Source organism: Streptomyces nitrosporeus, assembly GCF_008704555.1.
GTDB lineage: Bacteria > Actinomycetota > Actinomycetes > Streptomycetales > Streptomycetaceae > Streptomyces > Streptomyces nitrosporeus.
This window is the reverse complement of record NZ_CP023702.1, coordinates 5,705,907-5,731,936: the sequence shown is the minus strand read 5'-3', so window position 1 is coordinate 5,731,936 and position 26,030 is coordinate 5,705,907. Positions and strand designations below refer to the sequence as shown.

Here is a 26,030-nt window from a genome sequence, read left to right as displayed (position 1 = left end):
CGGGACCCGCCGAAACCGCCCGCCGCGTCCGGACCGGACCGGCGGGCGAAGGCGGCTCAGACCTGCGCCGCGCCCCGGTCGGGGACGCAGCGGCCGTCCTCCGTGCGGTAGTTCCAGCGCGCCCCGGAGGTCACCAGTTCGCGTACGGCGCCGAGGAAGCGCTCGATGTGCTCGTCGGGCGTGCCGGCGCCGAAGCTGACCCGGACCGCGTTGAGCGACCTCTCCCCCGGCGCGGCCTCCGGCGCCCCGCACTCCCCCGGCTCCTGGGGCTCGCTGCCCAGCAGGGTGCGGACGAGCGGGTGGGCGCAGAACAGCCCGTCGCGCACCCCGATGCCGTACTCGGCCGAGAGCGCCGCGGCGAAGTGGGAGCTGTTCCAGCCCTCGACCACGAACGAGATGACGCCGACCCGCGGGGCGTCGTCGCCGAACAGCGAGAGCACCTTCACCTCGGGGACCTCCGCCAGCCCGGCACGGACCCGGGCCACCAGTGCCTGCTCCCGGGCGACCAGGTCCGCGAAGCCCGCCTCGGTCAGCGCACGGCAGGCGGAGGCGATGGAGTAGACGCCGATGACGTTGGGCGAACCGGCCTCGTGGCGGGCCGCGGTGGTGTGCCACTGGACGTCGACCCCGCCGTCGGCGCGCCGGGTGACCTGCCGGGAGGCACCGCCGCCCGCGAGGTAGGGCTCCGCCTCGCGCAGCCAGTCGGCCCGGCCCGCGAGCACGCCCGAACCGAAGGGCGCGTACAGCTTGTGGCCGGAGAACGCGACCCAGTCGACGTCCAGTTCCGCGATGTCCACCGGGTGGTGCGGCGCCAGCTGCGCCGCGTCCAGGACGATCCGCGCCCCGTGCGCGTGGGCGGCGGCGGCGAGTTCCCGTACCGGCCACAGTTCACCGGTGACGTTGGACGCGCCGGTCACACAGACCAGCGCGGGGCCGTGGGGCTCCCGGCCGGCCAGTGCCCGCTCCAGCGTGGCCACGGCCTGCTCCGGGGTGCGCGGGGCGTCGAGGCAGGTGACCCGCGCGTCGCGCCACGGCAGCAGCGAGGCGTGGTGCTCCGTCTCGAAGACGAACACCTGGCAGCCGGCGGGCAGTACGGCGGCCAGCAGGTTGAGCGAGTCCGTCGTGGAGCGGGTGAAGACGACCTGGTCGTCGGCCCGGCATCCGAGGAACTCCGCGACGGTCGCCCTGCTGTTCTCGAACAGGTCGGTGGAGAGCTGCGAGAGGTACCCGGCGCCGCGGTGCACGCTGCCGTAGTAGGGGGCGTACGCCGCCACGTCGTCCCACACCCGCTTCAGCGCCGGGGCGCTGGCCGCGTAGTCGAGGGCGGCATAGGTGACATCTCCTCCGGTGACCAGCGGAACCGTGACATCGGATCCCAGAACCGGCAGAGGGGCACAAAGCGACTGGTCGGCGGCAGCGGTGGGTGCAGACATGGCGAACTCCTGGAAGAGACAGGCGAAATCCACGCGCCGGCGGGCAGGCGACAGCGCGGGACAAGGGGGAAGAAGGTGCGGGAAAGGGCGGGACGCCCTATCGCATTCGCTTGCTCACAAAAGGCTCCCTAGGGACCAGGACCCCGGGGGCTGGCAGTCGTCAGACGACGCCGAGGGGCCCGCGCTTGCCGCAGACCTCGCTGCCTGCGGCCCGGTCTTCACCCGGGGCACCCCGCCACGGACGGAGGGTTGCCGGACAGCGGGCCGGGGCCGTAGTCGCTGTCACTCATGACCTGGGAGCATCTTGCCACACGTCCGCGCATACGCAAGGGCGCGGTCCGGCATGCGGACCGCGCCCTCGTACGCACCGGTTCGGCTCAGGCGTTGCTGGCCGCCGCCCAGCGCTCCAGCGCGCGCTTGGCGGCACCGGAGTCGATCGATTCGGCGGCCCGTGCGATCTGAGCCGCGATGCGCTCGTTCAGCGTGCCGTCCCCGCCCTCCAGCGCGACCAGCGCGGCCGCCGAGTTGAGGAGCACCGCGTCACGGACCGGTCCCCGCTCGCCGTCCAGCAGCCGGCGGGCCACATCCGCGTTGTAGGAGGCGTCGGCCCCCCGCAACGCCTCGACGGGCACCAGTTCCAGGCCGACGTCGCGCGGGTCGAACGCCTCCTCGCGCACCTCGCCGTCCCGGACCGTCCAGACCCGGGAGGTGGCCGTGGTGGTCAGCTCGTCCAGCCCGTCGTCCCCCCGGAACACCAGCGCCGAGTTCCCGCGTTCGGCGAGCACCCCGGCCACGATGGGCGCCATCCTGGGGTCGGCGACACCGATCGCCTGGGAACGCACCTGGGCCGGGTTGGTGAGCGGGCCGAGGATGTTGAAGGTGGTCTGCGTGCCGAGTTCCTTGCGGGCCCGGGCGGCATACCGCAGGGCCGGGTGGAACTTGACGGCGAAGCAGAAGGTGATGCCCGCCTCCTCGGCGACCTCGACGACGCGCTGCGGCGTGAGGTCGAGGTTGACGCCGAGCTTCTCCAGGACGTCGGAGGCCCCGCTCGCCGAGGACGCGGCGCGGTTGCCGTGCTTGACGACCTTGGCCCCGGCCCCCGCGACGACGATCGCCGACATGGTGGAGATGTTGACGGTCTTGGCCATGTCCCCGCCGGTACCGACGATGTCGACGGTGCGGCCCGGCACGTGGATGGTGTGCGCGTGGCCGTACATCGCGCGGACCAGACCGGTGACCTCGCCGACCGTCTCGCCCTTGGCCCGCAGCGCGACGGCGAATCCGGCGATCTGCACGTCGGTGGCCTCACCGCTCATGATCCGGTCCATGGCCCACGCCGTGTCCTCGGCCGTCAGGTCCTCACCGCGCAGGAGGGGGGTCAGCACGCCGGGCCAGGACCGGGCCGCCACGCTGTCGCCGCCGTCCCGGGTCACAACGTTCATGGTCCGCTCCAGGGTCCATAGCCGACAAAGATGTTCCGCCCCCCACCCTATCCAGCGCCCGGGACAGCGAAGAGCCCCGTCCGGCGAATGGACGGGGCTCCCGCTGTGGCGGTCAGCTGACGGGATCAGTGGTGGCCGTGGCCGCTGGTGATCTCCTTGTACTCCTCTGCCGTGGGCTTGGCGATCTGGTTGCCCTCGCCGTAGTAGCTCCGGCTGAGCCTGGCCCGCAGCTTCTGCAGCGCCGACGGCTTGCGCTCGACGCCGTTCTTGTCGACCGTCGGGCCGATCTCGAGCGGCTTGTACTGCTCGTGCGCCGTGAGCGTGTGCAGCTGCTCCTGGCTGAGCGGCTCGTGGATCTCCACGAACTCACCGTGCGGCAGCCGCTTGATGATGCCGGACTCCCGCCCGTGCAGCACCTTCTCCTTGTCCCGGCGCTGGAGGCCGAGGCAGATCCGCCGGGTGACGATGAACGCCAGGACCGGGCCGACGAAGAAGGCGATGCGCACGAACCAGCTGATCGCGTTGAGCGACAGGTGGAAGTGGGTCGCCCAGATGTCGTTGCCGCCGCCGATCAGCATGACGAAGTAGATCGTCACCCAGGCGACACCGAGCGCGGTACGCGTCGGGGCGTTGCGCGGCTTGTCCAGGATGTGGTGCTCGCGCTTGTCCCCGGTGATCCAGGACTCGATGAACGGATAGAGGGCGAGTGCCCCGAGTACCGCACCGAACAGGACCAGCGGGATCAGCACACCCAGGACCAGTGTGTGGCCCCAGAGGTTGATCTCCCAGCCCGGCATCACACGGACGAAGCCTTCCGCGAAGCCCATGTACCAGTCCGGCTGGGCGCCCGTGGACACCTGGTCGGGACGGTAGGGGCCGAGCGCCCAGATCGGGTTGATCGTGGCGATCGCGGAGAGGATCGCGATGAAGCCGAAGACCAGGAAGAAGAAGCCCCCGGCCTTGGCCATGTAGACCGGCAGCAGCGGCATGCCGACGACGTTCTTGTTCGTCTTGCCGGGACCCGCGAACTGCGTGTGCTTGTGGAAGAACACCAGGATGAGGTGGCCGACCACGAGCCCGAGCATGATGCCCGGCAGCAGCAGGATGTGGATCGAGTAGAACCTCGAGATGATGTCCGTCCCCGGGAACTCCCCGCCGAACAGGAACATCGAGATGTACGTACCCACGATCGGCATCGACAGGATGGCGCCCTGCGTGAAGCGCACACCCGTGCCGGAGAGCAGGTCGTCCGGGAGCGAGTAGCCGGTGAACCCGGTGAACATGCCGAGGACGAACAGCAGGAAGCCGAACAGCCAGTTGATCTCACGCGGCTTGCGGTACGCGCCGGTGAAGAACACCCGGAACATGTGCACGAACATGCCGGCCAGGAAGACGATCGCGGCCCAGTGGTGGATCTGGCGGACCAGCAGACCACCGCGGACGTCGAAGCTGATGTCCAGCGTCGACGCGTAGGCCGCGGACATCCGGATGCCCTGCATCGGCTCGTACGAGCCGTGGTACACGACCTCGTTCATGCTCGGGTTGAAGAACAGCGTCAGGTACACACCCGTGAGGATGATGATGATGAAGCTGTAGAGGCAGATCTCGCCCAGCATGAAGGACCAGTGGTCCGGGAAGATCTTGCGCATGTTGGCCTTGGCCAGGCCGTAGATGCCCAGCCGGCCGTCCGCCCAGTCGGCGACCCGCTCACCGGCGGGCGCCTTGCGCTGGGTGTTTTCCGCAGTGTCTGTCGCAGTACTCATCCGCGCTCCCAGAAGGCAGGACCGACGGGCTCTGCGAAGTCGCCGAGCGCCTCGAGGTTGCCCTCGCTGTTCACGCCGATCCGCAGCTGCGGAAGGGGGTGACCGGCAGGGCCGAAGATGACGCGGGCGCCGTCGGAGAGGTCGAAGGTGGACTGGTGGCACGGGCAGAGGACGTGGTGCGTCTGCTGCTCGTAGAGGCTGATGGGGCAGCCGACGTGGGTGCAGATCTTGGAGAACGCGATGATGCCCTCGTGGGCCCACTCACGCGACTGCTTGTCCTTGATGTCGTCCGGCTCGATGCGGACGATCATCAGGGCGGCCTTCGCGATCTGCGTCTGGAAGTCGTGCGCGTCCTCCTCCAGGCCCTCGGGCATGGCGAAGGTCAGCGAACCGACGACGACGTCCTCGGGACGCAGCGGCTCCATCGTGTTCATGTTGACGAGCTGCTTGCCCTCGGCCCACAGCGTCTTGCGGAGCTTCTTCTCCGGCAGCGGACCGAGGTCGCGCAGCAGCACCACACCGGACAGCGGCACCAGGGCCAGTGCGCCGAACATGGTGTTCCGGATCAGCTTGCGCCGCCCGATCGCGGACTCCTTGGCACCCGCCGCGAAGTCGGCCATGACCTTGGCCTTGACCTCGGGCGTCGCCTCGATGGCGTGCCGGTCGTCCGCGACCTCCACGTCGGACATCAGGGTGCGCGCCCAGTGGACGGCCCCCGCGCCGATGAGGAAGAGCGCCAGCCCCAGGGTCAGGCCCAGGGAGAAGTTGAGCGCGCTCACATGGCCGAACGGCCAGATGTAGACGATCTTGTCCACGGGGAAGATGACGTACGAGGCGATGAAGCCCACCGTCGCCAGCATGGACAGCGTGAACATCAGGGCGACCGTGCGCTCGGACCGCTTGGCGGCCCGCTCGTCGATGTCCTGGATGCGCGGCTTGTGGGCCGGCAGCCCGGGGTCGGCGAACGGGTCGTCCGCGACCGTGACCGCGCCGTGCGCGGTGTCCTGCTCTGCGGGCAGGCCCTCTTCTGAAATCTCTTGGCTACTCATGACTTCTTGGCCTTAGCGGTGTGGGCCGCGACCCAGACGGCGATGGCGATCAGACCGCCCAGTCCGAAGATCCAGCCGAAGAGACCCTCGCTGACGGGACCGAGGCCACCGAGCGAGAGCCCGCCGGGGCTCGCGGTTTCGTCACCGTTCACGGTCTTGATGTACGCGATGATGTCTTTCTTCTGCTGCTCCGGCAGGGTGCTGTCCGGGAAGACGGGCATGGCCTGCGGGCCGGTCTGCATGGCCTCGTAGATGTGCTTCGGGCTCACGCCGTCGAGCGCCGGGGCGTACTTGCCGTCGGTGAGCGCACCGCCCTTGCCGGTGAAGTTGTGGCACTGGGCGCAGTTGGTGCGGAACAGCTCGCCCCCCTTGGCCACGTCGGCGCCCGAGGGGTCGACCTGGCTCTTGGTGGGCGTGATCGGGCCGGCGCCCAGCGACGCGACGTAGGCCGCGAGCTGGTCGATCTGGGCCTGGGTGTAGATGACCTTCTTCTTCGGTACCTGGGCGCCCGGCTGCTGGGCCGGCATACGTCCGGTACCGACCTGGAAGTCGACGGCGGCGGAGCCGACGCCAACGAGCTGCGGCCCGTCGGTGGTGCCCTGACCGCCGGATCCGTGGCAGCTGGCACAGCCCACGGAGTAGAGCTTCTTGCCCTCTTCGATGGCGAGGGACTGGGCGGTGTCGTCGGCCTGCGCCTTACCCGCAGGCGCGAACGCGGCGTACAGCCCCCCGGTAGCCGCCAGCGCGAGGAGTAGTACGACGACCGCCGCCAGCGGATGGCGTCGTCGTGCGGAGAGCTTTTTCACGGATTACCCCGGTGTCAGGATCTTCTGCGTCGATGGTGGTGGGTGCGAGCCCGGTTACTTGATCATGTAGATCGTGGCGAACAGACCGATCCAGACGACGTCGACGAAGTGCCAGTAGTAGGACACGACGATGGCGGCGGTGGCCTGTTCGTGGGTGAACCTCGAGGCTGCGTATGTCCTGCCCAGGACGAGCAGGAAGGCGATGAGACCGCCTGTCACATGCAGACCGTGGAAGCCGGTCGTGAGGTAGAACACCGAGCCGTAGGGGTCGGAGGAGAGCGAGAGACCCGCCTCCTTGACCAGCTCGGTGTACTCCAGGACCTGGCCTCCGATGAAGATCGCACCCATCACGAACGTGATGATGAACCACGCGCGGAGCTTCTTCACATCGCCCCGCTCCGCGGCGAAAACGCCGAGCTGGCAGGTGAGAGAGGAAAGCACCAGGATCGTGGTGTTCGTCGCCGAGAACGGGAAGTTCAGATGGTGGGCCATCTCCTTCCAGTGGTCGGGTCCCATCACCGATCGCAGGGTGAAGTACATCGCGAAGAGGGCCGCGAAGAACATCAGCTCGGAACTCAACCAGATGATGGTTCCGACGCTGGTGAGGTTCGGTCGATTGACCGACGGGTGCGCGTGCCCGGTTTCTACTGTCGTTGCTGTCGCCACGACCGACATTATGTCGGTCGCTTATCCCGCCCTCACTCCGGGGGGTGCTGTTCGGTGTGTCAGTGGGGTGTGTCCTCACCGAACAGCCCAGCGAAACGCTGTCATTACCGGTGCTGACAGGCTGTCCGGCGGAGTACGATCCGCCCATCGGTTCATGCCCTGAGAGCCCCGAAGACACAGATGTCACGGAGGAACAATGCAGCCGACCGCCACGGTCCTGGTCTACAGCGACGACGCCAACACCCGTGAGCAGGTGAGGCTGGCTGCCGGGCGCAGGCCCGCGGCGGACGTGCCGGAGGTGAGGTTCCTGGAGTGCGCCACGCTGCCGGCGGTGCTGAGCGCCCTGGACCGCGGCGGGATCGACGTGTGCGTCCTGGACGGGGAGACGGCACCGGTGGGCGGTATGGGCGTCTGCCGGCAGATCAAGGACGAGATCTTCGACTGCCCGCCCGTGCTGCTGCTGATCGGGCGGCCCCAGGACGCCTGGCTGGCCACCTGGAGCCGCGCCGAAGCCGCTGTGACGCATCCGGTGGACCCCGTGGACTTCGCCGACGCCCTGGCCGGTCTGCTGCGCCAGAGGCTCTCCGTGGGAGCCTGAGGGCCTCTCAGGGCCCGGTTGCGCCGCCCAGGGGGCCTTGTGCCCGGTCAGACCTGCGGGCGCAGCCGGGCGGCTTCCACGTCCGTACCGGAGTCCGGGGCGCCGCTGTGCAGCGCGCTCCCCTCCAGCCACTCCTCCCAGGACAGGTTCCAGTCCCCGAAGCCGTTGTCGAACGGTGTCATCGTCTCGCCCTGGCTGCCGACGACCTTGACGATGTCGCCCTCGCGTACGGTCTCGAAGAACCACTCGGCGTCGGCGGTGCTCATGCCGGTGCAGCCGTGGCTGACGTTGGCGTTGCCCTGCGAGCCCGTCGACCAGGGGGCGGCGTGGACGTATTCGCCGCTCCAGGTGACCCGGGTGGCCCAGTAGACGTCCAGGTCGTAGGACTCCGACGAGCCGGCCGCGATGCCGATGCTCTCCCCGCGCATCCGGACGAACTGCTCCTTCGCCAGCACGACCTTGATGCCGTTGCGCGTGTCGAAGCCGGGTTTGCCGGTGGTGACCGGCATGGTGTTGATCACTTCACCGTTGCGGAGGACCGTCATCGTGTGCTCCGCGGCGTCGGTGACGGCTTCTATCCGGTCACCGGTGGTGAGCTTCAGTGGCTTGACCGCCGCCCCGTAGAGGGCGCCGGTCACTTTTATGCCCATGAGGTTGCTGCGGACGTCGATGGAGGCGTCGGCGGGCCAGTACTCCTTCGGGCGGTAGTGCAGGGTCTTGGCGTCGACCCAGTGCCAGGACCCGGTGACGGCGGGGGTGGAGCGGACCTGGAGGCCGCGCTCCACGGTGGCCCTGGCGGCCCTCTCGGTGACCGGAGCGCTGAGTTCCGCCGTGACGGGCTGCCCGACCCCGTAGGTGCCCGCCCGGGGCCCGAACGAGACCGTGAGGAACTTCTCCGCCGCTTCGGTGCCGAAGGAGTACGTCCGGCTGCCGGGCGCGCCGTCGCCGTTCTCGGTGGAGACCTTGACGGTGTACCGGGTGCCGGCCGCGAGTGAGGTGGTGGAGTGCCACCGCCTGCCGTCGGCGTCGAGCTCGCCCGCCAGGTGACGGCCCTCGGCATCGACGGCCGTCACGTCCGTGATGCGCGCGTCGTCATCCTTGACGGTGACTTCTATGGGCTTGCCGGGGTCGGCCTTCCTGCCCTCGGCGGGGCCGTTGAACGAGACCAGTTCGGCGGCGTCGTACGGCTTCAGGGACAGCGGATGTCCGTCGGGCTCGCCGCAGGCGGTCACACCCGCTACCAGGGTGACGGCCAGCGCGGTGCAGCTCACGACGGTACGGATGCGGGGCGTGTCGTTCATGAAGCCACGCTAAGAAGATTCATCCGATCCAGCGCGCGCAGTGACTGCAAACGGGGGTGCGGCCCGCTCGTCGCCGAGCGGGCCGCACCCCCGTCAAGGTGCCGCTGTGCTGCTACTGGGTGCGGTTCTCACCGCGGTAGTACTCGAAGACCCAGCCGAAGAGGCCGATCAGGAGCAGGGGGGCCGAGAAGTAGGCCAGCCACCAGCCGAAGGCGACGGCCATGAAGAGGAACGCGCCCCCGAGGGCCAGGGAGAGCGGCTGCCAGCTGTGCGGGGAGAAGAACCCCACCTCGCCGGCCTCGTCCGCGATGTCGGCTTCCTTGTTGTCCTGGGCCATCGCGTCGACCCGGTTGGCCGTGAAGGCCAGGTAGAAGCCGATCATGATGGCCAGTCCGAAGGAGAGGACCAGCGCGGTGGTGCCCACCGGTTCCCGGGACCAGACACCGTAGGTGACGGCCATGATCAGGAGGAAGACGCTCAGCCAGATGAAGAGCTTGCCCTGGATCTTCACTTGACGTCCTCCTTGCCACCGGCGAGGACCTTGTCACCCTCGGACACGTGGTCGAGCTGCTCGAGCGCCGTGATCTCCGGGTGGTGGAGGTCGAAGGCCGGGGATTCCGAGCGGATGCGCGGCAGGCTGATGAAGTTGTGCCGCGGCGGCGGGCAGGACGTCGCCCATTCGAGCGAACGGCCGTAGCCCCACGGGTCGTCGACCTCGATCTTCTTGCCGTACTTGGCGGTCTTCCAGACGTTGTACATGAAGGGAAGCATCGACAGGCCGAGCACGAACGAGGAGATCGTCGAGATCGTGTTGAGCGCGGTGAATCCGTCGGCGGCCAGGTAGTCCGCGTAGCGGCGCGGCATGCCTTCGGCGCCGAGCCAGTGCTGCACGAGGAAGGTGCCGTGGAAGCCGATGAACAGCGTCCAGAAGGTCATCTTGCCGAGGCGCTCGTCCAGCATCTTGCCGGTGAACTTCGGCCACCAGAAGTGGAACCCGGCGAACATCGCGAAGACCACGGTGCCGAAGACGACGTAGTGGAAGTGCGCGACCACGAAGTACGAGTCGGAGATGTGGAAGTCCAGCGGCGGCGAGGCCAGGATCACGCCGGTCAGACCACCGAACAGGAAGGTGATGAGGAAGCCGACGGACCAGAGCATCGGTGTCTCGAAGGACAGCGACCCCTTCCACATCGTTCCGACCCAGTTGAAGAATTTCACCCCGGTGGGTACGGCGATCAGGAAGGTCATGAAGGAGAAGAACGGGAGGAGTACCCCGCCCGTCACATACATGTGGTGCGCCCACACCGTCACGGAAAGGCCGGCGATGGCGATCGTCGCGCTGATGAGGCCGATGTATCCGAACATCGGCTTCCGGCTGAACACCGGAATGATCTCCGAGACGATTCCGAAGAACGGCAGGGCGATGATGTACACCTCTGGGTGTCCGAAGAACCAGAAGAGGTGTTGCCAGAGCAATGCGCCGCCGTTGGACGCGTCGAAGATATGTGCGCCGAATTTACGGTCGACTTCCAGCGCGAAGAGCGCGGCGGCCAGAACCGGGAAAGCGAGCAGGACCAGAACACCGGTCAGCAGGACGTTCCACGTGAAGATCGGCATACGGAACATCGTCATGCCGGGTGCGCGCATGCAGATGATCGTGGTGATGAAGTTGACCGAACCGAGGATCGTGCCGAACCCGGAGAAGGCCAGACCCATGATCCACATGTCGGCGCCGACGCCCGGCGAGCGGACCGCGTCCGACAGCGGGGAGTAGGCGAACCAGCCGAAGTCGGCCGCGCCCTGCGGGGTGAGGAACCCGGCCACCGCGATCAGCGAGCCGAAGAGGTACAGCCAGTAGGCGAACATGTTCAGCCGCGGGAACGCCACGTCGGGCGCGCCGATCTGCAGCGGCATGATCCAGTTCGCGAAACCGGAGAACAGCGGCGTCGCGAACATCAGCAGCATGATCGTGCCGTGCATCGTGAACGCCTGGTTGAACTGCTCGTTCGACATGATCTGCGTGCCGGGGCGGGCCAGCTCGGCGCGCATGAAGAGCGCCAGGAGACCGCCGATGCAGAAGAAGGCGAACGAGGTGACCAGGTAGAGCGTGCCGATCGTCTTGTGGTCAGTGGTGGTCATCCACTTGATGACGACGCTCCCCGGCTGCTTGCGCCGTACCGGCAGCTCGTCCTCGAACGAGTCGTCTGCTGCCGCGGCACCCTGGGATGTGTTGAGGATGCTCACAGTTTGTTCGTCTCCGCATTCCTGGCCGGGTCCGTCTGCTCGATGCCTGCCGGCACGTAGCCCGTCTGACCCTTCTCCGCCAGCTCCTTGAGGTGCTGCTGGTAACGCTCCGGAGAAACGATCTTGACGTTGAAGAGCATTCGGGAGTGGTCGACGCCGCAGAGCTCGGCGCACTTACCCATGTAGGTGCCCTCCTTGCTCGGAGTGACCTCGAAAGCATTGGTGTGGCCCGGAATGACGTCCTGCTTCATGAGGAACGGCACCACCCAGAAGGAGTGGATGACGTCACGCGAAGTCAGGATGAAACGGACCTTCTCGCCCTTCGGCAGCCACAGGGTCGGGCCCGGGTTGCCGTTCTGCGGGTTCCTCGTACCGGGGATGCCCACGTCGTAGACGCCGTTGGCGTCCGCCGGGAAGTCCTTGCGGTACTTGTCGGGGATGGCGTCGAGTTCCTTCGGGATCTCGCTGCCGGCGGAGGGGGCTCCCTCCACGTTCTCGATGTAGTTGAAGCCCCAGCTCCACTGGTAGCCGACCACGTTGATGGTGTGGGTGGGCTTCTCCTCGAGGGAGAGGAGCTTGGACTCATCGCGCGCGGTGAAGTAGAAGAGCACCGAGACGATGATGAGGGGGACCACTGTGTACAACGCCTCGATGGGCATGTTGTACCTGGTCTGCCGAGGTACCTCCACCTTGGTCCTGCTGCGCCGGTGGAAGATGACGCTCCACAGGATCAGCCCCCAGACGAGGAGACCCGTGGCGAGCGCTGCCGCCCACGAGCCCTGCCAGAGGGAGAGGATCCTGGGAGCCTCCTCCGTTACCGGTGTGGGCATTCCGAGGCGGGGGAAATCCTCCCAGTTGTATGAACAACCGGAGGCCGTCGCCAGGATCAGGCCCGCAGTCAGCACCTGCGGCAGCTTCCGCCGCATCGGGCGCCGCGACGAGCGGTCGGAGCCGTTGGGACTCACGTAGCGCCTTCCCGAGAGTCTCGCCCGCACGGTTCGGCGCGGCCGTCTCGCTTGGTCGGTCGCCGGCCCTGACGCGGGCAGGGGTTTGGATGTTTATGCGGACCAAACCCTACTGGACGCTATTTGGGGTCGCGCGGGGAGGGTGCCCAACGCGCCGCCCGACTCCCCGAAGGGGTGGAATCCCGCCTTCCGGCCGCCATCTGACGCCTCCTCTCCCCGCCGCCACGGCGGCCCGGGGCCCGGGCGGGACCTTCACGCGGGCTAGCGTGGCGGTGTGCCCTACTTCGACGCCGCCTCCTCCGCGCCCCTCCACCCCGTCGCCCGCCAGGCGTTGCTCGCCTCGCTGGACGAGGGGTGGGCCGATCCCGCCCGGCTGTACCGGGAGGGGCGGCGGGCCGGGATGCTGCTGGCCGCCGCGCGGGAGGCCGCCGCGGAGGCCGTCGGATGCCGGCCGGACGAGCTCGTCTTCACCTCGTCGGGGACGGAGGCGGTGCACTCCGGAATCTCCGGCGCTCTTTCCGGCCGTCGGCGTGTCGGACGCCATCTGGCGCTGTCCGCGGTCGAGCACTCGTCGGTGCTGCACGCGGCCGCGGCGCTGGAGGCGGAGGGCGGGACGTCCACCGAGGTGGCGGTGGACCGGCACGGGGCGGTGGACCCGTCCGCGTTCGGCCGGGCGCTGCGGCCGGACACCGCGCTGGCCTGCCTCCAGTCCGCCAACCACGAGACCGGGACGGAGCAGCCGGTGGCCGAGGTGGCCGCGCTCTGCGCGGCGGCGGGCGTTCCGCTCCTGGTGGACGCCGCGCAGTCGCTGGGCCGGGGACCCGTGCCGGACGGCTGGTCGCTGCTGGCCGCCAGTGCCCACAAGTGGGGCGGGCCCGCCGGGGTCGGTCTGCTCGCGGTCCGCAAGGGCGTGCGGTTCGCACCCCGGGGTCCGGCCGGTGACCGCGGACCGGGCCGGGCCGCCGGTTTCCCGAATCTTCCGGCGATCGTGGCGGCGGCGGCCTCGTTGCGCGCGGTGCGCGAGGAGGCCGGGGCCGAGAACGCCCGGCTGCGCGCGCTGGTGGACCGCATCCGCGCCGAGGTGCCCCGGCTGGTGCCCGATGTGGAGGTGGTGGGCGATCCGGTGCGGCGGTTGCCGCACCTGGTCACCTTCTCCTGTCTCTATGTCGACGGGGAGACCCTTCTCCATGAACTGGATCGGGCTGGTTTCTCCGTTTCGTCCGGTTCCTCCTGCACCAGCAGCACCCTGACGCCGAGTCACGTCCTGAAGGCGATGGGCGTGCTCTCGGAGGGCAACATCCGCGTGTCCCTGCCGGACGGGACCACCCGGGAGGACGTCGGCCGCTTCCTGGAGGTGCTGCCCGGGGTGGTGGCGGGGGTACGGGAGAAGCTCGGCGCCCCGGCGGCCGCGTCCCCCTCTCCCGCACGGGAGGCCCCCCTGGTCGTCGACGCGCTGGGCAGGCGCTGCCCGGTCCCGGTGATCGAACTCGCAAAAGTGATCGGAGAGGTACCGGTGGGCGGCACGGTGACGGTCCTCGCCGACGACGAGGCGGCCCGCCTGGACATCCCCGCCTGGTGCGAGATGCGCGAGCAGGAGTACGTCGGCGAGGAGCCGGCGGACCGGGGCTCGGCCCATGTGGTCCGCCGGCTGGTGTGAGCCCCCGGGGGCGCCGGGTCAGGAGAGGTGCGTGCGGACCTCTGCCGCGGCCTCGTCGCCGTACGCCTTGGTGAAGCGGTCCATGAAGTGGGTGCGCCGCAGGGTGTACTCCTGGGTGCCGACCGTCTCGATGACCAGGGTCGCCAGCATGCAGCCGACCTGGGCGGAGCGTTCCAGGCCGACGCCCCAGGCGAGGCCGGAGAGGAAACCGGCCCGGAAGGCGTCGCCGACGCCGGTGGGGTCGGCCTTGCGCTCCTCCTCCGGGCAGGCGACCTCGATCGGGTCGTGGCCGGTGCGCTCGATGCGGACCCCGCGGGCGCCGAGGGTGGTGACCCGGTGGCCGACCTTGGCGAGGATCTCCTCGTCGCTCCAGCCGGTCTTGGTCTCGATGAGCCCCTTCTCGTACTCGTTGGAGAAGAGGTACGTGGCGCCGTCGAGCAGGATCCGGATCTCGTCGCCGTCCATGCGCGCGATCTGCTGCGAGAAGTCCGCGGCGAACGGGATGGAGCGGACGCGGCACTCCTCGGTGTGCCGGAGCATCGCCTCGGGGTCGTCGGCTCCGATGGAGACCAGGTCCAGTCCGCCCACCCGGTCGGCGACGCTCTGCAGCTCGATCAGCCTGGCCTCGCTCATCGCGCCGGTGTAGAAGGAGCCGATCTGGTTGTGGTCGGTGTCCGTGGTGCAGACGAAGCGGGCCGTGTGCAGGACCTCGGAGATACGGACCGAACCGGTGTCGACCCCGTGCCGGTCGAGCCAGGCGCGGTAGTCGTCGAAGTCGGCCCCGGCGGCGCCGACCAGGATCGGCCGGGTGCCGAGGACGCCCATACCGAAGGCGATGTTGGCGGCGACCCCGCCGCGGCGTACGTCGAGGTTGTCGACCAGGAAGGAGAGCGAGACCGTGTGCAGCTGGTCCGCGACGAGCTGGTCGGCGAAGCGGCCGGGGAAGGTCATCAGATGGTCGGTGGCGATGGATCCGGTGACTGCGATACGCACGGGGAGGATGCTCCTGCGGGAGAAGGAGGGGGGCGCGGGGCGCCCTCCGGGACGGCATGACAGTTCACGCTACCCGGTGGCGCCATGCACAGGAAAAGGTGAAAACTACCCGATAGTAGGGCTTACCAGTCGAGTGCTGTCGTGCATACGGTGCGGGCATGTCGAACAACATCGCTCCGCGTGAGTCCGAATTGAACCTGGCCGAACTGCGCGGTGACTGCGCACGGATGGCACCGCACTGGGTCGTACCCGCGAAGGCCGGCTCCGAGCCGGTGGCGCCGTCCCGTATCCACGGAGTGACCGTCCCGCCCTCCTCGGCACGGATGGTCGACGCCATGTCCGATTACGGGAACTGACCCGCTCCCCGGTGCGGGGCGGTCACCGCCCCGCACCCGCGCGGTGGAACCGCACGCTCCCTCGCCCCGTCCCACCGTCGTCCCCGCTGGGGGGCCAGGAGACGCGGCCGAAGGAGAGATCCGGTGGACACCGAGCAACCCGAGAACGATGTGACCGGCTCCCGGCGGCGTTCACCGCTGGTGGTGGCCTCGGTCGCGGCGGCCGTCCTGCTGGCGGGCGGCGGCGTCGCCTTCTGGGCGTCGCACACCCCGGGCAAAGCCGCCCCCGGGGGCACCGGCGCCACGGCCCCTTCGCCCCTGGCCCTGGACGTCGCGGCGGACGGTTCGGCCCCGCCCGGCATCGCCCCCGGTGAGCCCGATCCGCGCGGCGGCCGTGTCGTCCACCGCGCGGTGGGTGAGCTGCCGGAGGGGCCCGGCAGGGCGGGTGTGTACCGCGCCGGGGGCCCGGTCACCGCGGACGAGGTGGCGCGCCTGGCGAAGGCCCTCGGACTCCCGGGGACCCCGCGCGCCGAGGGTGCGAGCTGGAAGGTGGGCGCCGGCGGGGACGGCTCCGGGCCGCTGCTGCGGGTGTCCGAGGAGGCGCCGGGCACCTGGTCCTTCTCCCGGTACGCCTCCGGCGGGCCGGACGCCTGCGAGCCCGGCGCCGTCTGCGGCGAGCGGGACCGCGGTCCGGCCACCGGGTCCCCGGTCGGCGAGGAGGAGGCGAAGGCCGCGGCCGCCCCGGTGCTGGAGGCCGTCGGCCAGGAGGGGGCGGCCCTGGACGCCGGGCAGCTGATGGGTTCCGTACGGGTGGTGAACGCCGATCCGGTGGTCGGCGGGCTCCCCACGTACGGCTGGACGACCGGGATCCAGGTGGGTCCGGACGGCGAGGTCGTCGGCGGCAGCGGCAGCCTGAAGGCCCTGGAGAAGGCGGACGACTATCCCGTGGTGGGTGCCGGGGAGGCGCTGGAGCAGCTGAACGCGGAGAGCCGGCGGAGCGCGAAGACCGGTATCGGCGGCTGCGCGACCCCAGTACCGCACCAGGAGGGCGGACAGCCCCCGGCCCGCTGCGGCACCGGGCCGGCGGACGGGGGCGGTGAGGCGGTCACCGTGGCGGTCGAGAAGGCGGTGTTCGGGCTCTCCGCGCAGTACGCGGACGGGCGGCAGGTCCTCGTACCGTCGTGGATCTTCTCCGTCCGGCAGGAGCCGGGCGGTGCCGCCGGCACGGTGGTGCGGGTGGCGGTGGACCCCGCCCACCTGGAGCGGGAGCGCACCCCGGCGCCGCAGCCCACCTCGGGCACGGGGGACACCGGTTCCGGGGAGCGGCGGGTGCTCGCCTACAGCGCGGAGGGCCGGACGCTGGACGTGACCTTCTGGGGCGGGGTGTGCAGCACGTACACGGCCGAGGCCGAGGAGGACGCCTCCGCGGTCCGGGTCCGGATCACGGAGTCGGAGCGGGAGCCCGGCAGGCCCTGCATCCTCGTCGCGAAGGAGCTGACCCGCACGGTGGCCCTGGACGCGCCGCTGGACGGCCGGAAGGTCGTGGACGCGGTGACCGGCGCGGAGATCCCGCGCGGCTGACGCGCGGGGGTACGGCGGCGGCGGCGCTCCCCGGGGTGGGGGGCGCCGCCGCCGTCGTCGCGGGTGTGCGGCTCAGCTGAAGGAGTCACCGCAGGCGCAGGAGCCGGTGGCGTTCGGGTTGTCGATCGTGAAGCCCTGCTTCTCGATGGTGTCGACGAAGTCGACGGAGGCACCGCCCAGGTAGGGGGCGCTCATCCGGTCGGTGACGACCTTGACGCCGTCGAAGTCCTTCACGACGTCCCCGTCGAGCGAGCGCTCGTCGAAGAAGAGCTGGTAGCGCAGGCCGGAGCAGCCTCCGGGCTGGACGGCGACGCGCAGCGCGAGGTCGTCACGGCCTTCCTGCTCCAGCAGGGCCTTGACCTTGGCTGCGGCGGCGTCGGACAGGAGGATGCCGTCGCTCACGGTGGTGGTCTCGTCCGATACGGACATCTGCTTCTCTCCCGGGTTGTACGGACTGGTTGCCGACGGTGCAACCGCCGGAGCCGCGGATTCATTCCGGGCCGGGCGCGTCACTTGTGTCTTCATGCTCGCACACCGCCCGGGCGGGGGATGCGTCACATCGACGCTATCGGCATCGTCAAGCCGTGGGTGCAGCGGCTATGATAGATAACGTCAAATAGACGAAAAGGCGCTACGGCGCGGGCCCTGCTCCACCGAGCGGCTTCGCCGCGTGTATCGATGACAAGAAAGGGTGCGTGTCGTGACCACCGCCCAGTCCCTGGATGTCCAGCCGACCCCCCTCGCGCTGCTGCTTCTCGGCCGCGAGGCCGACCCGCGCAGCGAGCGCGGCGTCGAATGCCCCGGTGACCTGCCCTCCCCCTCCGACCCGGACCTGGTGGAGCGCGCCCGTGCCGCGAAGGAGAAGCTGGGTGACAAGGTGTTCGTCCTCGGACACCACTACCAGCGCGACAAGGTCATCCAGTTCGCCGACGTCACCGGCGACTCCTTCAAGCTGGCGCGGGACGCGGCGGCGCGGCCCGAGGCCGAGTACATCGTCTTCTGCGGTGTGCACTTCATGGCCGAGTCCGCGGACATCCTGACCGGTGACGACCAGAAGGTCGTGCTCCCGGACCTCGCGGCGGGCTGCTCGATGGCCGACATGGCCACCGCCGAGCAGGTCGCCGAGTGCTGGGACGTGCTGACCGAGGCGGGCGTCGCGGACCAGGTCGTCCCGGTCTCGTACATGAACTCCTCCGCCGACATCAAGGCCTTCACCGGCCGGCACGGCGGCACGATCTGCACCTCCTCCAACGCGGAGCGGGCGCTGGGGTGGGCCTTCGAGCAGAGGGAGCCCTCGGCGGGCAAGGTCCTCTTCCTGCCCGACCAGCACCTGGGGCGCAACACCGCCGTCCGCGATCTGGGGATGTCCCTGGAGGACTGCGTCGTCTACAACCCGCACAAGCCGAACGGCGGGCTGAGCGCCGGGCAGCTGCGTGACGCGAAGATGATCCTGTGGCGCGGCCACTGCTCGGTGCACGGGCGTTTCTCGGTGGAGTCCGTGAACGACGTGCGCGAGCGGATCCCGGGCGTGAACGTGCTGGTGCACCCGGAGTGCAAGCACGAGGTGGTGGCGGCCGCGGACTACGTGGGCTCCACGGAGTACATCATCAAGGCCCTGGAGGCGGCTCCGGCCGGCTCGAAGTGGGCGATCGGTACGGAGCTGAACCTGGTACGCCGGCTGGCGAACCGTTTCGCCGCGGAGGACAAGGAGATCGTCTTCCTCGACAAGACGGTCTGCTTCTGCTCGACGATGAACCGCATCGACCTGCCGCACCTGGTGTGGACGCTGGAGTCGCTGGCCGAGGGCAGCCTGGTCAACCGCATCCAGGTGGACCCGGAGACGGAGAAGTACGCCAAGCTGGCGCTGGAGCGGATGCTGGCGCTGCCGTAGGCGTCGCGGCGGGCGGACCGGACGGGCCCGGTGAGCCGGATATCGGCTCATCGGGCCCGTGGTGTCCCCGCCGCTCAGTAGCCTGCTGTCTCCAGCGGCGGTGACGGGGGGACAGGGCGTATGACACAGCGCAGCCGGGTCGAGGACATGGTGGTCGTCGTGCCGGGCATTCTGGGCAGCCGGCTGGCGGACGCGGGCGGCCACGAGGTCTGGGGGCTGTCCGGCGCGCCCCTGCTCCGGGGCATCCGTACGTTCGGCAGGTCCGTCACCGGCCTCACGCTCCCCCGGGACCTGGGCGACGCCCATCCGGGGGACGGGGTGCGGCCCGTCGGGCTGATGCGCGATCTGCACGCGCTGCCCGGCGTCGGCGCCCTGGTCGACGGGTACAGCGGACTGCTCGACTGGCTGGAGCGGCACTTCACCCTCCGGCGGCGCCTTTCGGGCGACGCCCCCGGCACACCGGTCAACCTGGTCGGTTTCGCGTACGACTGGCGCCTCTCCTGCCGGTACAACGCGGACCGGCTGGCCGCCACCGTGAGCGAGGAGCTCGGCCGCTGGCGGGGGTCCCGGGCGGACCGGCGGGAGGCCCGGGTGGTCTTCCTCTGCCATTCCATGGGCGGCCTCGTCACCCGCCAGTACGTCGAGCGGTGCGGCGGCGCGGAGGTCACCCGGCGCGTGATCACCCTCGGCACCCCCTACCGGGGGTCGCTGGACGCCCTGGTGTACCTGGTCAACGGCATGCGGTACGGGGCGGGCCCGCTCGGACTCGACCTCACCGGCTTCGCCCGCAGCCTGCCCTCGCTGCACCAGCTCACCCCCGACTACGCGGCGCTGAGCACCCCGGACCACCCCGCCCTCAGGTACGCGCGCGAGGTCACGGGCCTGCCCGGGGCCGACGCGGAACTGCTGCGGGACGCCGGGGAGTTCCACGCGGCGCTGCGGGGGTCCGGGGCGGGGGCGGAGCACGCGGTGGAGTACGTGCCCGTCAGCGGCGTCCTCCAGCCGACGCCGACCACGGCGGAGATCCACGGGGGCACCCTGAGGGCCCTGCACACCGTCGACGGCGCGGACGAGGGCGGCGACGGGCGCGTCCCCCGGCTGTCCAGCGCGCACGTGGGCCCGGGGCGTGCCGCGTACACCCCGTGGGAGAAGCACGGGTCGCTCCAGAACAACAAGGCGGTCCGCCAGGCGCTGTACAACTGGCTCACCCCGGAGCCTCCCGTGCACCGGGGTTCGGGGGACGAGGGCGTACCGCTGTCGGTGGACGCCCCGGAGGAGCTCGCCGAGGGCGAGGTGTACGAGATCCGGGCCACCGTCCCGGGAGATGTCTCCGGCCATGACGAGGTGCCCGTCTTCGTCGCGCCGGAGGACGGGCGGGCCCGCCGGATGAGCAATCTGGGCGGCGGCCGGTACCGGGCCCGGCTGGCCGGGCTCCCGCCCGGGGCGCACCGGGTGCGGGTGGGCGTCCGGTCCGCGTCGGACGTGGTGATGACCGCGCTGGTGCTGGTGGTGGAGCGGGGTGCGGACGGTGAGCTCTGAGCTCCCGGGCACCGGGGCGGCCGGCACCGCGCTGTGCGTGGTGTGCGAGGAGTACGCCGACGGGCGGCGGTTCCCCCGGCTGGCGGGGGCCGTGGCCCAGATGGACGAGATCGCCGGGCTGCTGGAGGGGCTGGGGTACGAGGCCCGGAAGGTGGGGGGCGGCAACCCGTCGGCGGCGCGGTACTCCGAGGAGAGCGACGCCTGGTGCGAGGGGTGGCTGGCCACCGGGGCGGGGAGACCGGCCGTGGTGCTCTGGTCGGGGCACGGTGTCCTGGCCGACGGCGCGTTGCGCCTGGTGCTGCCGGACCTGGAGCTGAGCGGCGACCCCCTCATGCGGGGGCGGCAGCTGGCCAGGCACGGAGTCGACGCCGACGAGCTGGTGGGCACCGCCGTGGCCACCGGCGCCGACCACGTACTGGTGATCATCGACACGTGTTACGCGGGGGACGCCGTCGCGCGGAGCGTGGAGACGGCGCTGAAGCGCTGGGAGACCGTGTCCATGCCTCCTGGGCGCACCAAGTGGCTCGGAATCATGGCCAGTTGCCAGAGGAGCGAGACCTCGGACGGCAGCGGCCCGCTGCTGGCGGCGTTCGCGGAGGTCCTGCGGGACGGCCCCGGGACGACCGGGTACCGCTCGGCCTGGAGCGGTCACAACGCCTTCGTCGGCGGCGCCGATCTGCTGGACGCGCTGGCCGGCCGCTGGCGGGGCGAAGGGCAGACCCCGGTCCCCGCGACGCTGGGTACCGGCCGCCCGGTCTTCCCCAACCCGCGGCACCGGCCGGGCGCTCCGGCCGGGCTGGTGGAGCACCTGGTGCTCGCCGCGCGGGGGGTGGGCCACCGTGAGGAGGGGTGGTTCTTCACCGGCCGTGACCGGGTGCTCGGGGAGATCGCCGAGTGGATGGGCACGGACCGGCCGGGGCTCTTCCTGGTCACCGGCCCGGCCGGGTGCGGGAAGTCGGCGGTGCTGGGGCGTGTCGCCACCCTCCTCGATCCGGTGCTGCGGGCCGAGGCCGAGGAGCGGGGGGCCCTGCGCGAGGGCGACACCGATCCGGGGTCCGGGGGCGGCCGGACGCTCGCGGCCGTCCATCTGCGCGGCCTGACCCCGTTGCAGGCGGCGGCGGAGCTGGCCCGTGGCCTGGGGCTCCACGAGCCCCGTAACGCCGACGATTTCCGGGGCGAGCTGCGGGAGTCGGCGTTGCGGCCGGTCCTGGTGCTCGACGGGCTGGACGAGGTGTCCGCCGAGCACGCCCAGGCCATGGTCGAGGAGCTGGTCTTCCCGCTGAGCCGGACGGTGCCGGTCCTGCTCGGTTCCCGGGACCGGCCCTTCCGCAACCGGCTGGACGCGGGCGAGACCCTTCCGCAGGCGCTGACCCGTCTGATCGGGGCGGACGTCACCACGGCGGACCTCGAACGCGAGCCCCGCACCCGGGAGGACATCGGCACGTACGTCTTCCTCCGGTGCGCGGCGGCCGGCGTCCCGGAGCCGCGGGCCCGGGAGGTCGCGGCGGCGGTCTCCGGGCGGGCGACGGCGCTCGGCGGCGGTTTCCTCTTCGCCCGCCTGGTGACCGGCACGGTCCTCAGGGACCTCGGGGAGAAGGGGCGCACCGGGGAGGGCGGTCCGCTGTCCGGCCTGCCCGGCTCCATCGGTGCCGCGTTCGAGAACGAGCTGCGGTCGGGACCGGTGCGGGTCCGGGAGGACGGCACGGCGCTGCCCTCCGCCGCCCGGGACCTGCTGACCGCGCTGGCCTGGTCCGTGGGCCGGGGCATGCCGGCGGACGGGGTGTGGGAGGCGGTGGCCGGGGCGCTCGGCGGCGGTGCCGTCTACGACGGGAGCGATGTGGACTGGCTGCTGTCCGCGTACGGCCGCTACGTCGTGGAGGACGCGGAGGACGGCCGGGCGGTGTACCGGCTGTACCACCGGGAGTTCGTGTCCCACCTGATGCGCCGGTCCGGGCCGGGCGGCGCGGACGCGGACCGGGTGGTGACGCGGACGCTGGTGGACCTGGCGGCGCGCCGGGGTCCGGGGGGCGAGGACGGCCCGTATCTGTCCCGCGGACTGGTCCTTCACGCGGTGCGGACCGGGGAGCCCGGGATCGGGATGCTGCGCGAGCTGGCGGCCGGGGGAACCGGGGGTGCGCCCGGCCTGCTGGCCGAAGCGCTCGTCCACTTCTCGCTGGTGCTGTCCCGGGAAGGCGAGCGCGACGAGGCGCTGCGCCACTCCCGGGAGGCCGCCTCCCTCTACCGGGGGCTCGCCGGATCGCGTCCGGAGGAGTACCGGGCCGACCTGGCGGGCGCGCTGAACGTACTCGCCGATCGTCTCGCCGACACGGGTGACCGCGCGGAGGCGCTGGCCACCGCACGGGAGGCGGTGGCCCTCAACCGCGCCCTCGCCGGACAGCACCCCGCCGTTTTCCTCCTCGAACTCGCCAAGTCCCTCAACAACCTCGCCAACCACCTCTCCTCGTCCGGCGACCGCGAGGGCGCGCTCGCGGCCGTCCGGGAAGCGGTGGAGACCTACCGCCCGCTGGCCGAGGAGAACCGCACCGCCCTGCTCCCCGACTTCGCCAGCATCCTCGGCACGCTGGCCAGCCATCTCGCCGACACCGGGGACCGTGAAGGCGCGCTCGCCCCCGCGCACGAAGCCGTGGTGCTGCACCGCGCGCTGGCCGAACAGCACCCGGCCGCCTTCCTCCCCAACCTCGCCAAGTCCCTGAACAACCTCGCCGGCCACCGTGCGGAGACCGGCGACCGCGAGGGCGCGCTCGCCCCCGCGCGGGAGGCGGTGGACCTCTACCGCACCCTCGCCGGACAGCACCCCGCCGCCTTCCTCCCCGACCTCGCCATGGCCCTCCACAACCTCGCCAGGCACCTCGGTGACGCCGGTGACCGCGAAGGCGCGCTCGCCCTCGTACAGGAGGCGGTGCGCATCCTGCGCGCTCTGGCCGAACGGCACCCGGCCGCCTTCCTCCCCGACCTCGCCATGTCCCTGCACAACCTCGCCAGCCACCGTGCGGAGACCGGCGACCGCGAGGGCGCGCTCGCACCCGCGCGGGAAGCGGTGGACCTCTACCGCACCCTCGCCGGACAGCACCCCGCCGCCTTCCTCCCCGATCTCGCCATGGCCCTCCACAACCTCGCCAGGCACCTGGCCGGCGCCGACGACGGCGAAGACGTCCTCACGCCCGCGAGGGAGGCGGTGGGCCTTTACCGAGCCCTCGCCGGACAGCACCCGGCCGCCTTCCTCCCCGGCCTCGCCAAGTCCCTCACCAATCTGGCCAGCCACCTCAGTGACGCCGGTGAGCACGCGCAGGCCCTCGCGATCTCCCGCGAGGCCGTAGGCCATCACCGTGCCCTCGCGGAACGGCATCCGGCAGCCTTCCTCCCCGACCTCGCCATGTCCCTGCACAACCTGGCCAACCATCTCGCCGCGACCGGTGAGCGTGAAGACGTCCTCGCGCCCGCGCGGGAAGCGGTGCGCATCCGCCGCGCCCTGGCCGAGGAACATCCCGCCGCCTTCCTCCCCGACCTCGCCGCGTCTCTCGACGCCCTCGCCGCGCACCTGGCCGGCAGCGACGACTTCGAGGGAGCACTCGCGCCTGCCCGGGAAGCGGTGGGCCTCCACCGCACTCTCGCCGGACAGCGCCCCGCCACGTTTCTTTCCGACCTCGCCGCGTCCCTCAACGCCCTCGCCGCCTACCTGTCCGGCAAAGGCGACCGTGAGCACGCGCTCCCGCCCGCCCGGGAGGCGGTTGACCTCTACCGTTCCCTGGCCGAGGGGCGTCCCGCCGCCTTCCTCCCCGGCCTCGCCATGTCCCTCCACGACCTCGCCACGCACCTGGTCAGGAGGGGGGACCGGGAAGAGGCGCTCGCACCCGCCACGGAGGCCGTGGCCCTCTACCGCACCCTCACCGGACAGCGCCCGGCCGTCTTCCTCCCCGACCTCGTCGTCTCCCTCAGCAGTCTCGCCGGACATCTCGCCGACGCCGGTGACGTGGCATCGGCACTCCAGGCGTACACCGCGGCGACCGAGGATCTCACCGCGGTACAGCCCGAGGCCGGCCGTGTTCTCGCCCTGGAGCACGCCGTCTTCCTGCTCCGCCGGCCGGAATGCCCGGCCGAAGAGGGCATCACCCGTCTCGCCGGCCTGCTCGGTGGCTCGTCCGCCGGCAGGACCGGCGAGCCGGATCTGCGGGCTCACACCGCCATCCGCGCGTACGTCCAGGAGAACCCCCGCAACCGCGCCGTACTCGACTCCGTATGGCAGAGCACCACCGGCGAGCCCGCCCCACCCTGGGCGACCCTCACCCCGGAGGTCATGAACACGGTGAAGGAATGGCTGGCCACCCCGACCTGGGCCGCCTCATCCGCCTACTGGGCCGAGCACGCCGGTGTACTCAGCGGCCCGGGAGCCGTGGTGGCCCTGACCGAGTACACCCTGCTCTCGCCCCGCGTCGCGGCCGGGCATCTGCAACTGCGGGAACAGATCTCTTCCGAGGGTGCGGAGGCGGCGTTCCGCCCGCTCCTCGTCGACGAACGGCTCTCCGCCTGGAGCCGGTGCGCCTCCTGGGAGGAGTCCGAGCGGTTCCTCCGTGCCGACCCCGGCCTCCTGGACGCCGAGCTCCCCGCCTACGCCCCGCCCCTCCAGGCCGCGCTCCTCCATGTCGCCCGCACCCGGGACATCGCCACCGCCTACGCCCTGGCCCGTGATCCCGGTGCCCTCCAGGAGTACACGGGGGCCGCCGTGGCCGCCGGGGACGCCGAAGCGCTCCGCCATGTCTCCGTCATCGAGGAGACCGTCCACGCCGATCCGCTCTCCTCTTCCGTCCACGCCCAGGCCGCCCTGGTACTGGCGGGCACGGCCGGGGAGGCCGCCCCCGAGCGGCTCGTCCCGCTCGTCGCGGACGCCCCGGCCGAGGTCCGCAACCGCCTGATAGCCGAGACCGCCACGCTCAGCGCCCGGTACGCCCCGGAGCACTCCGCGCTGTGGGCCCGGATCATCCAGACCCTGGCCGGAGCGGCGTGACGGCCACCGCCCCGGCCGCCCGGCCGGTCATCCTCCGTCGCCCTCCCGCATGAGTTCCGCGTCCAGCCGCACACCCCGGCCGGCCGCGATCCGCAGCGTGTCCTCCAGCGACTCCGCGAGGCGCACCCCCGCGAACCTCAGCTCCCCCTCCCCCGCCTTCGGTTCCGCCAGGAGGGTCCGCGCTTCCTTCAGTACGTACTCCGCCGAATCCAGCAGGTCCGCCTCCACCTCGTCGGCCAGCCGGGACATCCTGCTGTGCGGATCGTCGGTGCTGAGATAGCAGGGCGCGCCCTGGGCGTTGGTCCAGGGGAGCAGCCGCAGCGGGCGGCCCTCCACGTCGCCGAGGCCCCTCTCGTCGGTCCTCCGGTCGGGTGTTCCGCTGCGCGGGGCGCTGCGCGGTGATTACGGTTTGTACCGCCATCGTCGCCCTGTGCCGCGCGGTGCCGCGCACATGATCCGGCCGGTTGTGGAGGCTTACACACCATGCGAGACATCCCCGAGCTGAGCACCGCCCCCCTGGCGCGCCAGCAGCTACAGCAACACCAACGGCGGCGAGTGCGTCGAGGTCGCCGACGGCTACCCCGGCATCGTCCCCGTACGCGACAGCAAGAACCCCGCCGACCCCGCGCTCCTCCTCCGGGCTCCCGCCTGGACCAGCTTCGTCGACTCCCTCAAGCACGGCGCCTGACCACGGACGACGGGCCTGTCCCACGCCTTCGCGTGGGACAGGCCCGTCGTCGTGTC

Annotated in this window: 20 protein-coding genes, 1 pseudogene and 1 riboswitch; of the genes and pseudogenes, 8 read left to right on the top strand and 13 right to left on the bottom strand. The window is 71.0% G+C overall.

The window, feature by feature from the left end; all coding sequences use genetic code 11:
* Positions 1-56: 56 nt before the first annotated feature.
* The 6 genes from CP967_RS25265 to ctaE all read right to left on the bottom strand — a co-directional run bounded on the left by CP967_RS25265 (position 57) and on the right by ctaE (position 7,168).
* Complete coding sequence (locus CP967_RS25265) at positions 57-1,433, bottom strand: aminotransferase class V-fold PLP-dependent enzyme (RefSeq protein ID WP_150490174.1); 1,377 nt, start codon at positions 1,431-1,433, stop codon at positions 57-59.
* A gap of 176 nt (positions 1,434-1,609) precedes the next feature.
* A riboswitch (SAM riboswitch) is annotated at positions 1,610-1,727 on the bottom strand.
* 83 nt (positions 1,728-1,810) lie between these two features.
* Complete coding sequence (trpD, locus tag CP967_RS25260) at positions 1,811-2,875, bottom strand: anthranilate phosphoribosyltransferase (protein WP_150490173.1); 1,065 nt, start codon at positions 2,873-2,875, stop codon at positions 1,811-1,813.
* Between the two features lie 125 nt (positions 2,876-3,000).
* Complete coding sequence (gene qcrB, locus CP967_RS25255; protein WP_150490172.1) at positions 3,001-4,638, bottom strand: cytochrome bc1 complex cytochrome b subunit; 1,638 nt, start codon at positions 4,636-4,638, stop codon at positions 3,001-3,003.
* A complete protein-coding gene (gene qcrA / locus CP967_RS25250; RefSeq protein ID WP_150490171.1) occupies positions 4,635-5,687 on the bottom strand; it encodes a cytochrome bc1 complex Rieske iron-sulfur subunit in 1,053 nt (350 codons plus the stop codon). Before qcrA ends, qcrB begins: the two co-directional genes overlap by 4 nt.
* The gene (gene qcrC / locus CP967_RS25245; RefSeq protein ID WP_150490170.1) at positions 5,684-6,493 is read right to left on the bottom strand and encodes a cytochrome bc1 complex diheme cytochrome c subunit; all 810 of its coding nucleotides are present in this window, start codon (positions 6,491-6,493) and stop codon (positions 5,684-5,686) included. Before qcrC ends, qcrA begins: the two co-directional genes overlap by 4 nt.
* Positions 6,494-6,547: 54 nt before the next feature.
* A complete protein-coding gene (gene ctaE, locus CP967_RS25240; RefSeq protein ID WP_150490169.1) occupies positions 6,548-7,168 on the bottom strand; it encodes an aa3-type cytochrome oxidase subunit III in 621 nt (206 codons plus the stop codon).
* 187 nt (positions 7,169-7,355) lie between these two features.
* On the opposite strand from ctaE, the gene CP967_RS25235 reads away from it, so the two are divergent.
* Positions 7,356-7,757 carry a DNA-binding transcriptional response regulator gene (locus tag CP967_RS25235; RefSeq protein ID WP_150490168.1) on the top strand — a complete coding sequence of 134 codons (402 nt, stop codon included), beginning with the start codon at positions 7,356-7,358 and terminating at the stop codon, positions 7,755-7,757.
* A gap of 47 nt (positions 7,758-7,804) precedes the next feature.
* Here CP967_RS25235 and CP967_RS25230 read toward each other — a convergent pair whose 3' ends face one another.
* From CP967_RS25230 to ctaC, 4 genes are all read right to left on the bottom strand, one after another.
* Positions 7,805-9,058 (bottom strand): L,D-transpeptidase, encoded by a 1,254-nt coding sequence (locus CP967_RS25230; RefSeq protein ID WP_150490167.1) that lies wholly within the window; start codon positions 9,056-9,058, stop codon positions 7,805-7,807.
* A gap of 112 nt (positions 9,059-9,170) precedes the next feature.
* A complete protein-coding gene (locus CP967_RS25225; RefSeq protein ID WP_150490166.1) occupies positions 9,171-9,569 on the bottom strand; it encodes a cytochrome c oxidase subunit 4 in 399 nt (132 codons plus the stop codon).
* Positions 9,566-11,302, bottom strand: coding sequence for an aa3-type cytochrome oxidase subunit I (gene ctaD, locus CP967_RS25220; RefSeq protein WP_150490165.1), 1,737 nt, complete (start codon positions 11,300-11,302; stop codon positions 9,566-9,568). The genes CP967_RS25225 and ctaD overlap by 4 nt, the downstream gene beginning before the upstream one ends.
* Positions 11,299-12,267, bottom strand: coding sequence for an aa3-type cytochrome oxidase subunit II (gene ctaC / locus CP967_RS25215; RefSeq protein ID WP_150490164.1), 969 nt, complete (start codon positions 12,265-12,267; stop codon positions 11,299-11,301). Before ctaC ends, ctaD begins: the two co-directional genes overlap by 4 nt.
* A 274-nt stretch (positions 12,268-12,541) precedes the next feature.
* On the opposite strand from ctaC, the gene CP967_RS25210 reads away from it, so the two are divergent.
* Positions 12,542-13,924 carry a cysteine desulfurase/sulfurtransferase TusA family protein gene (locus CP967_RS25210; protein WP_150490163.1) on the top strand — a complete coding sequence of 461 codons (1,383 nt, stop codon included), beginning with the start codon at positions 12,542-12,544 and terminating at the stop codon, positions 13,922-13,924.
* Between the two features lie 18 nt (positions 13,925-13,942).
* On the opposite strand, the gene CP967_RS25205 is transcribed toward CP967_RS25210, so the two are convergent.
* A complete protein-coding gene (locus CP967_RS25205) occupies positions 13,943-14,917 on the bottom strand; it encodes a carbohydrate kinase family protein (RefSeq protein WP_150490162.1) in 975 nt (324 codons plus the stop codon).
* Between the two features lie 158 nt (positions 14,918-15,075).
* Here CP967_RS25205 and CP967_RS25200 point away from each other — a divergent pair, with 158 nt between their 5' ends.
* Together CP967_RS25200 and CP967_RS25195 are read left to right on the top strand one after the other, a co-directional pair.
* On the top strand, positions 15,076-15,273 hold the full coding sequence (locus tag CP967_RS25200; RefSeq protein ID WP_150490161.1) for a hypothetical protein: 198 nt from the start codon (positions 15,076-15,078) through the stop codon (positions 15,271-15,273).
* A gap of 123 nt (positions 15,274-15,396) precedes the next feature.
* On the top strand, positions 15,397-16,833 hold the full coding sequence (locus tag CP967_RS25195; RefSeq protein WP_150490160.1) for a hypothetical protein: 1,437 nt from the start codon (positions 15,397-15,399) through the stop codon (positions 16,831-16,833).
* A 72-nt stretch (positions 16,834-16,905) separates the two neighbouring features.
* On the opposite strand, the gene CP967_RS25190 is transcribed toward CP967_RS25195, so the two are convergent.
* Positions 16,906-17,262 carry an iron-sulfur cluster assembly accessory protein gene (locus tag CP967_RS25190; RefSeq protein ID WP_018103583.1) on the bottom strand — a complete coding sequence of 119 codons (357 nt, stop codon included), beginning with the start codon at positions 17,260-17,262 and terminating at the stop codon, positions 16,906-16,908.
* A 262-nt stretch (positions 17,263-17,524) separates the two neighbouring features.
* On the opposite strand from CP967_RS25190, the gene nadA reads away from it, so the two are divergent.
* The 3 genes from nadA to CP967_RS25175 all read left to right on the top strand — a co-directional run bounded on the left by nadA (position 17,525) and on the right by CP967_RS25175 (position 25,286).
* A complete protein-coding gene (gene nadA, locus CP967_RS25185; protein WP_167535441.1) occupies positions 17,525-18,724 on the top strand; it encodes a quinolinate synthase NadA in 1,200 nt (399 codons plus the stop codon).
* 120 nt (positions 18,725-18,844) lie between these two features.
* Positions 18,845-20,263, top strand: coding sequence for an esterase/lipase family protein (locus tag CP967_RS25180; protein WP_150490158.1), 1,419 nt, complete (start codon positions 18,845-18,847; stop codon positions 20,261-20,263).
* Positions 20,253-25,286: a tetratricopeptide repeat protein gene (locus CP967_RS25175; protein ID WP_229888645.1), complete on the top strand. Its 5,034-nt coding sequence runs from the start codon at positions 20,253-20,255 to the stop codon at positions 25,284-25,286. The genes CP967_RS25180 and CP967_RS25175 overlap by 11 nt, the downstream gene beginning before the upstream one ends.
* Before the next feature lie 27 nt (positions 25,287-25,313).
* Here the strand turns inward: CP967_RS25175 and CP967_RS25170 are convergent, their stop codons facing one another.
* Positions 25,314-25,622 (bottom strand): hypothetical protein, encoded by a 309-nt coding sequence (locus CP967_RS25170; protein ID WP_229888644.1) that lies wholly within the window; start codon positions 25,620-25,622, stop codon positions 25,314-25,316.
* 147 nt (positions 25,623-25,769) lie between these two features.
* On the opposite strand from CP967_RS25170, the pseudogene CP967_RS25165 reads away from it, so the two are divergent.
* Positions 25,770-25,974: pseudogene (locus CP967_RS25165) on the top strand (DUF397 domain-containing protein).
* The last annotated feature ends 56 nt before the right edge of the window (positions 25,975-26,030 follow it).